This is a genomic window from Streptomyces sp. DSM 15324, from assembly GCF_001514285.1.
Lineage (GTDB): Bacteria > Actinomycetota > Actinomycetes > Streptomycetales > Streptomycetaceae > Streptomyces.
This window is the reverse complement of sequence record NZ_KQ949028.1, coordinates 440,948-451,043: the sequence shown is the minus strand read 5'-3', so window position 1 is coordinate 451,043 and position 10,096 is coordinate 440,948. Positions and strand designations below refer to the sequence as shown.

At 75.7% G+C, this 10,096-nt stretch carries 7 protein-coding genes; 6 read left to right on the top strand and 1 reads right to left on the bottom strand.

Going from position 1 to position 10,096, the window contains the following annotated elements; genetic code table 11:
• The first annotated feature begins 3 nt into the window (after positions 1 to 3).
• The 6 genes from AQJ58_RS21655 to AQJ58_RS21630 all read left to right on the top strand — a co-directional run bounded on the left by AQJ58_RS21655 (position 4) and on the right by AQJ58_RS21630 (position 9,090).
• On the top strand, positions 4 to 4,713 hold the full coding sequence (locus AQJ58_RS21655) for a type I polyketide synthase (protein ID WP_267892077.1): 4,710 nt from the start codon (positions 4 to 6) through the stop codon (positions 4,711 to 4,713).
• Complete coding sequence (locus AQJ58_RS21650) at positions 4,710 to 5,018, top strand: acyl carrier protein (RefSeq protein ID WP_067252449.1); 309 nt, start codon at positions 4,710 to 4,712, stop codon at positions 5,016 to 5,018. The genes AQJ58_RS21655 and AQJ58_RS21650 overlap by 4 nt, the downstream gene beginning before the upstream one ends.
• 3 nt (positions 5,019 to 5,021) lie before the next feature.
• Positions 5,022 to 5,828 (top strand): alpha/beta fold hydrolase, encoded by an 807-nt coding sequence (locus tag AQJ58_RS21645; RefSeq protein WP_067252447.1) that lies wholly within the window; start codon positions 5,022 to 5,024, stop codon positions 5,826 to 5,828.
• Positions 5,825 to 6,985, top strand: coding sequence for a glycosyltransferase (locus AQJ58_RS21640; protein WP_067252445.1), 1,161 nt, complete (start codon positions 5,825 to 5,827; stop codon positions 6,983 to 6,985). Before AQJ58_RS21645 ends, AQJ58_RS21640 begins: the two co-directional genes overlap by 4 nt.
• Complete coding sequence (locus tag AQJ58_RS21635) at positions 6,982 to 8,049, top strand: class I SAM-dependent methyltransferase (protein ID WP_067252444.1); 1,068 nt, start codon at positions 6,982 to 6,984, stop codon at positions 8,047 to 8,049. The genes AQJ58_RS21640 and AQJ58_RS21635 overlap by 4 nt, the downstream gene beginning before the upstream one ends.
• A gap of 96 nt (positions 8,050 to 8,145) precedes the next feature.
• Entirely contained in the window at positions 8,146 to 9,090 is a 945-nt protein-coding gene (locus tag AQJ58_RS21630; RefSeq protein ID WP_067252442.1) for an alpha/beta hydrolase fold domain-containing protein, read from the top strand.
• 117 nt (positions 9,091 to 9,207) lie between these two features.
• Here AQJ58_RS21630 and AQJ58_RS21625 read toward each other — a convergent pair whose 3' ends face one another.
• Positions 9,208 to 9,996: an alpha/beta fold hydrolase gene (locus AQJ58_RS21625; RefSeq protein ID WP_067252440.1), complete on the bottom strand. Its 789-nt coding sequence runs from the start codon at positions 9,994 to 9,996 to the stop codon at positions 9,208 to 9,210.
• Positions 9,997 to 10,096: the final 100 nt, after the last annotated feature.

Sequence of the window (10,096 nt, the reverse complement as noted above, 5' to 3'; positions counted from 1 at the left end):
CCGGTGACGTCATCCCCCGCGCCCTCGACGGCGCGTCACGCGCCGGTCGCCATCGTCGGCATGTCGGTGCTGCTGCCCGGGTCCGCCGACCTGGACGCCTACTGGCGGAACCTGCGGGACGGCGTGGACGCGATCGGCGAGGTGCCCGAGGGGCGCTGGGACGCCGACTACTACCGGCCCGGCACGGCCGGCGAACCGGCTTTCGCCGACCGGGTCTACGCCCGCAGGGGCGGGTTCGTGGACGGGCTGGCGCAGGTGGAGGTCACCCGGTTCGGGATCATGCCGAACTCGGTGGCCGGCACCGAGCCCGACCAGCTGATCGCCCTGCACGTGGCCGCCGCTGCCCTCGATGACGCGGGCGGCACGGACCGGCTCCCCGACCGAGGGCGCGTCGGCGTCGTCCTCGGCCGGGGCGGCTACCTCACCCCCGCCCTGGCCCGGCTCGACCAGCGGGTGCGTACGGCGGGACAGCTCGTGCGGACGCTGGGCGAGCTGCTGCCCGACCTCACCGACGGCCAACTCGCCCGCGTGCGGGAGGCGTTCACCGAGCGGCTGGGGCCGGACAGCCCCGAGGCGGCGATCGGGCTCGTGCCCAACCTCGCCGCCTCCCGGGTCGCCAACCGGCTCGATCTGCGCGGCCCGGCGTACACGGTGGACGCCGCCTGCGCGTCCTCGCTGGTCGCCGTGGACCAGGCGGTCGGCGAACTGGCCTCGGGGCGCTGCGACCTGATGCTCGCGGGAGGCGTCCACCACTGCCACGACATCACGTTGTGGAGCGTGTTCTCCCAACTGCGCGCCCTGTCCCCGAGCCAGCGGATCCGCCCCTTCCACCGGGACGCCGACGGCATCCTCATCGGTGAGGGCACCGGGGTCGTCGTACTGAAACGGCTGGCCGACGCCGAACGGGACGGCGACCGGATCTACGCCGTGATCCGGGGCACCGGGGTGGCGAGCGACGGCCGGGCGGCCGGGCTGGTCAACCCCGATCCCGGCGGCCAGGCCGCGGCCGTACGGCAGGCGTGGCGAGCCGCCGGGCTCGACCCCGCGGCGCCCGGCGCACTCGGGCTGCTGGAGGCGCACGGGACGGCGACCCCGGCCGGTGACGGCGCCGAACTGAGCACGCTGGCGGAGGTGTTCGGACCGGGCGACGGCCGACGGGACGCGGTCGTGGGCTCGGTGAAGTCGATGATCGGGCACACCATGCCCGCCGCCGGTGTCGCCGGACTGGTCAAGGCCGCCCTCGCCGTCCACCACGCGACCCTGCTGCCCACCCTCCACTGCGACGACCCGCATCCGGGCCTGGCCCGCACCCGCTTCCGCACCCTGGAGAAGGCGGCGGAGTGGGAGACCGGCCCGGGGCAGCCGGTCCGCCGGGCCGCCGTCAACGCGTTCGGGTTCGGCGGGATCAACGCGCACGTGGTGCTGGAGGAGGCGCCGGGGGCACGGCGGGGAGCCGGGTCGATGTCCGGCCCCACGACCGCAGTCCATGCCGCCTCCCCTGTCTCACCCGCCTCCAGCGTCTCCCCCGCCTCCCTCGCCTCCCCCGCCGCCCCCTCGCGCACCGAGGTGACCGAGCCCGAGCGGATCCTCCTGTTCGCCGCCGACTCCCCCGCGGCGCTCGCCGCCCTGCTGGAGGCCGACGACGTCACCCTGCGGGCCGCCGGGCTCGACCCCGCGCGCCCGCAGCCGGACGCGGGCCCGGCCCGGGTCGGGATCGTGGACCCCACCGCCAAGCGGCTCGCGCTGGCCCGTCGCGCCGTCGGCAAGGGGCGCGCCTGGCACGGCCGCACCGACGTCTGGTTCCGGCCGGGACCGCTGCTGGGGGCCGGAGAGGGAAAGCTGGCGTTCCTCTTCCCCGGTCTGGAGGGCGACTTCACGCCCCGGGTCGACGACATCGCCGCCCACTTCGGCCTGCCCGCCCCGGAACTCGCCGACGGGGACGCCCAGGACGTCGGCCGGCACGGCTTCGGTGTCGTCGCCGTGGGCCGGCTCCTCGACACCGCGCTGCGGCGCACCGGGATCGTGCCGGACGCGGTCGCCGGGCACAGCGTGGGCGAGTGGACGGCGATGGCGGCGGGCGGACTGTACGCGGGGGACGAGGTCGACGCCTTCATGGCGGGCTTCGACCCCGGTACGGTGACGGTCCCCGGGCTGGCCTTCGGCGCGATCGGCGCCTCCGCCGAACGGGTGCTGGCGGCCCTGCGCGAGGAGGGCCGGGCCGGGGCCGGACTCGTCCTCTCCCATGACAACGCGCCCGGCCAGTCCATGGTGTGCGGGCCGCAGGCCGCGGTCGAGGAGTTCGTCCGCGTGTTCCGCTCCCGCGGGGTGCTCAGCCAGGTGCTGCCGTTCCGGTCGGGCTTCCACACGCCGATGCTGGCGCCCCACCTCGGCCCGATCCAGGAGGCCGCCGACCGGTTCCGGCTCCAGGCGCCGCACACGCCCGTCTGGTCCGGGACGACCGCCGCACCCTTCCCCGAAGGGGAGGCGGACGTGCGGAAGTTGTTCGTACGGCACCTGCTGGAGCCGGTGCGTTTCCGGCAGTTGGCGCAGGCCCTGTACGCGGCGGGACACCGGGTGTTCGTCCAGGCGGGGCCCGGTCAGCTCGGCTCCCTCGTCGGTGACACCCTCGGCGGACAGGACCACCTGGTCGTCGCCGCCAACTCCCCCCACCGCTCGGGCCTGGCTCAACTGCGCAGGGTGGCCACGGCGGTGTGGACGGCAGGGGCGGACGTGGCCCCCGCGCTGACGCACCGCCCCCTGCGGACACCGCCACGACGGTCCCCCGTGCGGCTCGACCTGGGCGGCGCCCTCGTGTCGCTGCCGCCGGACCGACTCGCCGGGCTCCGCGCCGGGCTCGGCACCGGCACCGGCACCGGCGCCGGCGCCGGCGGCCCCTCGCCCCTGGACGTGCTCGCCGCACACTCGCCGCTGGCCGCCGAGTTGACCGCCCTCATGCGCGAGACGGCGGACACGGCCGCGGCCCTGATGGCTCCCTCGGCCCGGCGCCCCGCCCCCAGGGCGCTCGCCCCCCGCCGCACCACCGTCCGGGTCTCCCCCGACACCATGCCGTACCTCCTCGACCACTGCTTCTTCCCGCAGCGGCCCGGCTGGCCCGACGTGGCCGACCGGTGGCCGGTGGTGCCGGCGACGACGATCGTGCGGCACCTCATGGACGCGGCGGCCGAGGCGGCCCCCGGCACGGTGCCGGTCGCCGTGCACGGCGCGCGGTTCGAGGAGTGGCTCACCGCCACCCCGCCCGTCGACGTACCGGTGACGGCGGTCCCGGAGGGTCCCGACCGCATGGCCGTCTCGTTCGGTCCGCGCGCCCGTGCCACGGTCGAACTGGCCGCCTCCCACCCGTCGCCGCCCCCGGCCCCCTGGCCGGCCGGCACAGCCGAACGCGTCCCCGAACACACCGCGGCCCAGCTCTACGACGAACGCTGGATGTTCCACGGCCCCGCGTTCCGGGGCGTCACCGAGCTGACCGCGATCGGCGACCGGCAGGTGCGCGGGGTCATCACGACGCCGCCCGCGCCGGGCGCGCTGCTGGACAACGTCGGTCAGATCCTCGGCTACTGGATCATGGCGACGCGGACGGAGCGGACCGTGGTCTTCCCGGTCGGCATGCGGGAGATGCGCTTCTACGGGCCGCACCCGGCGCCCGGCACGGAGGTCGCGTGCCTCGTCCGGATCACCTCGCTCACCGACACCTTCCTGGAGGCCGACGTCCAGCTCACGGTCGACGGCACGGTCTGGGCCGAGCTGTACGGCTGGCAGGACCGCCGGTTCGACAACGACCCGAAAACCCGCCCTGTCGAGCGCTTCCCTGAGCGCCACACCCTCTCGGAGTCCCGGCCGGGCGGCTGGACGCTGCTGCACGAGCGCTGGCCGGACCTCGCCTCCCGCGAGCTGATCATGCGCAACTCGCTCGGCGGCCGGGAACGCGACGCGTACGCGACGCACGCCCCGCGCGGGCGCCGGCAGTGGCTGCTCGGCCGGATCGCCGTCAAGGACGCCGTACGGCGGTGGCTGTGGGACGGCGGCGAGGGCCCGGTCTTCCCGGCCGAACTCCGGGTGGAGAACGACGCGTCGGGCCGCCCGTACGTCACCGGGGTGCACGGGCGGGACCTGCCCCCGCTGGACGTCTCCCTGGCGCACTGCGCGGAGGCGGGCGTGGCCATCGTCCGCCCGCACACCCCCGGACCGGGCCCCGGCATCGACATCGAGGAGGTCACGGCGCGCACCCCGGAGACGCTCGCGGCGGCCCTGGGCCCGGACGAACTCCGGCTGCTGCGCACGCTGTCGTCGGTCACGGAGGACCCCACGGACCCCAGGGACCCCGCGGACCCCAGGGACCCCGCGGACCCCGCGGACCCCGCAGACTCCAGGCACCCCGCCAGTCCCGCCAGCCCCGCCAGCCCCGCGGTCTCCGAGGCGCTCTGGTTCACCCGCTTCTGGGCGGCGAAGGAAGCCGTCGCCAAGGCGGAGGGCACCGGATTCGGCGGCCGGCCACGGGACTTCACCGTGCGGGACGCGAGTCCGGACGGCCGGCGACTGACGGTCTCGGGACGTCTGGAGCGCGCCTACACCGTGCACTGCGAGCCCGTCGCCAACCCGCCCACCCTGCCCGCCCGGCAGTACGTCGTCGCCTGGACCGCGGGCCCCGCCCCGGTGCCCGCGGAACCGTCCCCATCGAAGGAGTACGACCGATGACCCCCGTCACCGCCGACGAGGAGCACGTCCTCGCCGACCTCACCGGCATGCTCGCGCGGCTCCTGGAGGACGAGTACGGCCTCGACGACGTCGAGATCGGCATGCAGACCACCTTCAACCGCGACCTGGAGCTGGAGAGCATCGACCTGGTGACCCTGGCGGGACTGCTCCAGGAGCGGTACGGCGACCGGGTCAACTTCGCCGAGTTCCTGGCCGGGATGGAGTTCGACGAGATCATCGAGCTGACCGTGGGCCGGCTCGTCGAGTACGTGGTGACCAGTCTGAAGGCGGCGGGGGAGAGCTGAGCCATGGCGATGGTCGACACCGGTGCCGTCCGGTTGCACGTCCAGCGGCTCGGTCCCGGCGGGGGCCGCCCGGCCGACGCCACCGTCGTCCTGGTGCACGGTCTGCTCACCGACAGCCTGGCCAGCTACTACTTCACCGTCGCCCCCGCGTTCGCGGCGGCCGGCCTCGACGTCGTCATGTACGACCTGCGCGGTCACGGCCGCAGCGGGCGCCCGGCCGAGGGCTACACCCTGGACGACAACATCGACGACCTGGAGGCGCTGCTCGACCGGCTGGGGGTGTCCGGGCCGGTGCATCTGGTCGGCAACTCCTACGGCGGCACCGTCGCGTTCGGCTACGCGGCCCGGCATCCGGAGCGGGCGGCCTGCGTGGCCCTGATCGAGTCCGAACCGGCCACCGCCGCCTGGGCCGAGAAGCTGGACGGCATCCTGCGCCGGGTCATGACCCAGCTCGCGCACAACGAGCCCGACGCCCTCGCCTGGATCAGCGCCCACCGGGGCCACAACACGGCCCGGCTGGCCAAGGGCGCGGCCCGGCTGGCCCGCGAGACGACACTCGGCCGGGACATCCCCGCCAGCCGGGTACTGAGCGCCGACGAGCTGGCGGCGGTGCGCTGCCCGGTGCTCGCGGTGTACGGCGGCGACTCGGACCTGGCCGCGCAGGCGGCGTGGCTGGAGCGGGCGCTGCCGGACTGCCGGACGGTGATCGTGCCGGGTCATGAGCACTCCGTGCTGGTGGAGGCGTCGGGGACGGTGGGCGGGCACGTCCTGGCCCTGGTGGAGGAGACCCTGCGGGCGGCGGCCCGGTGAGCCGGTTCCTGTTCGTCGTGCCGCCGCTGGTCGGGCACGTGAACCCGACCGTGGGGGTCGCCGCCGAGCTGGTCGCGCGCGGACACCGGGTGGCGTGGGTGTGCCCGGAGCCGGAGCTGGTGGCGCGGCTCGCGGGCGCCGACGCGGTCGTCCTCGCGTGCGCCGGGACCGGCCCGGGCGAGCGGCCCGCCGGGCTGCGGGGCCCCGAGGCGCTGAAGTTCCTGTGGGAGTGGTACCTGCTGCCGCTGGCCGAGGCGATGGCGCCGGGTGTGCGGGCGGCCGTCCGGGAGTTCCGGCCGGATGTGGTGGTGGCCGACCAGCAGGCGTTCGCGGGGGCTTTCACCGCCGAGCGGCTGGGCCTGCCCTGGGCGACCTCGGCGACGACCTCGGCCGAGTTCACCGACCCGCTGGCCGGACTGCCCAAGGTGCGGGAGTGGGTCGACGGGCGGCTCGCCGCACTGCGCGCCGCGATCGGCGATCCGCTGCGGGTGACCGACCCGCGGTTCTCCCCGCACCTCGTGCTCGCCTTCAGCACACCGGAGTTGGCGGGCCCGGCCGAGGGCGTCCGCTGGGTCGGCCCCTCGGTCACCGCGCGCCCCGAGACGCCCGGCTTCCCCTGGGAGTGGCTCGATGCCGGCCGGGCCACCGTGCTGGTGAGTCTGGGCACCGCCAACGCCGATGCGGGCGGGCGGTTCCTCGACGTGTGCCGCACCGCGCTGCGTGAACGGGCCGACCGGGTCCAGGCCTTGATCGTCGACCCGGGCGGCACGCTCGGCGCCGCCACGGACGACAAGGACGTGCTGGTGGTGCCGTCCGTGCCCCAACTCGCCCTGCTGCGGCGGGGGGTGGACGCGGTGGTGTGTCACGCCGGGCACAACACGGTGTGCGAGGCGCTGTGGCACGGCGTCCCGCTGGTCGTCGCGCCCATCCGGGACGACCAGCCGGTGGTCGCCGGGCAGGTCGTGGACGCCGGTGCCGGGGTGCGGGTGCGCTTCGGCCGGGTCACGGCGGAGCGGCTGGGCGCCGCCCTGGACGCCGTACTGCACGGGCCGGCCCACCGGGCGGCCGCCGAGCGGATCGGTTCGGCGTTCCGCGCCGCGGGCGGCGCACCGGCCGCCGCGGACCACCTCGAGAAGCTGGCAAGGGAGTCCGCATGACCGACGAGACCCGGCCGGGCGAGCGTGTCGCCGCGCTGCGCCCCGGCTACCAGGCCGACATCGCCGCCGGTGTGGAGAGGTTCCTGGAGCCCCGCCGCACCAGCTGCCCGTGGTGCGGCGGCGAGGAGCTCACCACCAGGCTGCGCACCACCGATCTGCTCCAGCACAAGCCGGGCCGGTTCGTCCTGGACCGCTGCGCGGGGTGCGGGCACGTGTTCCAGAACCCCCGGCTCAGCGCGGAGGGACTGGAGTTCTACTACCGGGACTTCTACGACGGCCTCGGCGAGAAGAAGCTCGGGGACACGTTCGGGGCGCGGAGCGCGATGTACCGGAACCGGGCGGAGTCGATGCTGCCGTACGACGTGGCGCCGAAGGCCTGGCTGGACGTGGGCACCGGGCACGGGCACTTCTGCGCGGCGGCGCGCGAGGTGCTGCCGGACACGGTGTTCGACGGACTGGACTTCACCGACGGCGTCGAACTCGCCGCGCGGGAGGGCCGGGTGGCGCACGGCCACCGGGGCAGCTTCCCGGACCTGGCGCCCGAACTGGCCGCCCGTTACGACGTGGTGAGCATGTTCCACTACCTGGAGCACAGCACCGACCCCGACCGTGAGCTGCGGGCCGCGCGGGAGGCGGTGCGGCCGGGCGGGCACCTGCTGATCGAGGTCCCCGACCCCGAGAGCCGCTACGCCCGGTTGCTGGGCCGCTGGTGGCTGCCCTGGCTCCAGCCGCAGCACCTGCATCTGGTGCCGGTGCGCAATCTGCGGGACCGGCTCACCGAGTTGGGCTTCACGGTGGTGGCGGAGCAGCACGCCGAGCCGCACGATCCGGTCGATCTGCTGGCCGCCGTCTGGCTGGCGCTGGACCACGCGGCGCCGCGCGAGGACGCGCCCTGGCTGCCCGCACGGCCCGGCGCGCCGCGCCGGGCGCTACGGGCCGCGCTGCTGCTCGCGGGTGTCCCGGCGCTGATCGCGGCCACGCTGCTCGACCGGTTCGCCGTCCGGCCGCTGGCGCACCGACTGGGCGTGTCCAACGCGTACCGGATCGTGGCCCGCCGCGACTGACGGCTGGGCAGACGGGTTCCGCCGTGCTAGCTTCAGGCCCACCGGATCAACAGGAATCCTGGCGATTGACGGTACGGCCCGACGAACGGAACCCGCATGTCCCTCCTGGCCAGACCGGCGGTGGCGACCCGCGCCGCGAAGACGATGCAGGGCCTCACCAGGCTGGCGAGCCGCCGCCCGGGCGGCCCCGGTTCCACGGCCGCCTGGCGGGCCCGGTTCCCCGAGTACCCGCGGGACGCGAGCGAGAAGACCGTGGCGACCTCGGTCGCCCCGGCGCCGGTCACCGTGTACCTGCCGCCGGCCGGGACCGCCGCCCGGCCCCCGGTCCACGTCAACTTCCACGGCGGCGGCTACGTCGTGTCGATGCCGGCGATGGACGACGCGCTGTGCCGGTTCCTCGCCGTCGAGGCGGGCGTGGTCGTGGTGAACGTGCAGTACGTGGTCGCCCCGCAGCATCCGTTCCCGGCGCCCACCACACAGGCGTACGACGTCGTGCGCTGGGTGGTCGAAAACGGCGCGGAGCACGGCTGGGACGGCGCGCGGCTCACCGTGGGCGGGCAGAGCGCGGGCGGCGCACTCGCCGCGGCCGTGGCCCGCCAGGCCCTGGAGCGGGGCGGGCCGTCGATCGCCCTCCAGGTGCTGCACTATCCGCCGCTGGACCTCGCGACCGCCGCCCGGGACAAGAAGGCGGCGATCGCCCGGCCGGCGCTGCGGCCCTGGATGGCGGACGTCTTCGACACGTCGTACGTGCCCGACCCCGAGGAGCGCGCGGACCGGCTCGTCTCCCCCGCGCACCCCGGGGACGTGGCCGATCTGCGGGGCATCGCGCCGGCGCTGGTGGTCACGGCCGAGTACGACCTGCTGCGCGCCGAGGCGGTCCGCTACGCCGAGCGGCTGCGCGCGGCCGGTGCCCTGGTCGAGCACCACGACGTGGCCGGGGCCGACCACGCCTACGACGGGAACGACGACGAGAAGGCCCGCAGCACCTACGCCCTGATGGCCCGTCACCTCCGCCGCGCCACCGCGCCCGACGCCTCCTGAGAGGCACGGGCGCCGCGGTCCCGCTGGGAGCCGCCGTCCCCCTATTCGGCGGCTCCCGGTGGGGCGCCCCCTGCCGCGGGACCGGCCGGGGAACCCGCCGGGGCACCGGCCGAGGCCTCAGCGCACCCCCGCCTTCACCGCCTCCAGGACGACCTCGGCCACGGCCTTCGGCTGTTCCACCAGGACCGCGTGTCCCGCGTCCGTGACCGTCACCATCCGCACGTACGGGCAGGCCTGGAGGCCGGCGCGTTCCTCGTCGGTCAGACCGATCTCGTCGTGGTCGCCCCGCACCACCCAGGACGGCACGCCGGACGCGCACAACCGCTGCACCAGGGAGGGGTGGCGGCCGAGGTAGGCGTAGTACTCGTGGAGGATCCGGCGGCACGCCGCCGGGTCGTTGTCGGCCATCACCGCCGCGAGCGCCTCCGCGCGATGCGGCGGCAGTTCGCGTTTCATCGCCCGGGGCAGCAGCCCGAGCATGCCGGCCCAGACCATCGCGCCGAGCCCCGGAACCCGGCCCACCGCGTTCAGCACCGCCAGGGACTTCGCCTCGTCCCCGCGCGAGAAGCTCGGCGAGAGCAGCACGAGCGGTCCCCGGAACAGGCCGAGGGCGGCCATCTCCAGCGCCACGTTGGCGCCCAGACTGTGCCCCACGACCGCCTCGCAGCGGGCCTCGGCGGCGAAGTCCGCCATCAGCCGGGCGTAGTGCTCCATGGACACGTCCTCGGGCGGATCGGTGCGCCCGAAGCCCGGCAGGGTCACCGCGACCGTCCCGAGGCCGGCCACCGCGGGCTCGGCCATGACGTCCGCGCAGAACTCGGTCGTGCACAGTCCGCCCGGGATCATCAGCACCCGGTGCGCGGCGTCCGCCGGTCCGCCGCGGCGGACCTCCCAACGCTCACCCATACAACGAGCGTGACCCCGTACGACCCGCTCCGCACGCCGAACGCCGGCCACCGCGCCCGGGGTGCGGGGCCGGCGGGACGGCGTCCCGGTGCCGGTGCGG

Bases quoted from the DNA above. Each gene is read 5' to 3' on its own strand.
- AQJ58_RS21650 (WP_067252449.1), top strand. From the start codon at position 4,710: ATGACCCCCGTCACCGCCGACGAGGAGCACGTCCTCGCCGACCTCACC.
- AQJ58_RS21645 (WP_067252447.1), top strand. From the start codon at position 5,022: ATGGCGATGGTCGACACCGGTGCCGTCCGGTTGCACGTCCAGCGGCTC.
- AQJ58_RS21635 (WP_067252444.1), top strand. From the start codon at position 6,982: ATGACCGACGAGACCCGGCCGGGCGAGCGTGTCGCCGCGCTGCGCCCC.
- AQJ58_RS21630 (WP_067252442.1), top strand. From the start codon at position 8,146: ATGTCCCTCCTGGCCAGACCGGCGGTGGCGACCCGCGCCGCGAAGACG.
- AQJ58_RS21625 (WP_067252440.1), bottom strand. From the start codon at position 9,996: ATGGGTGAGCGTTGGGAGGTCCGCCGCGGCGGACCGGCGGACGCCGCG.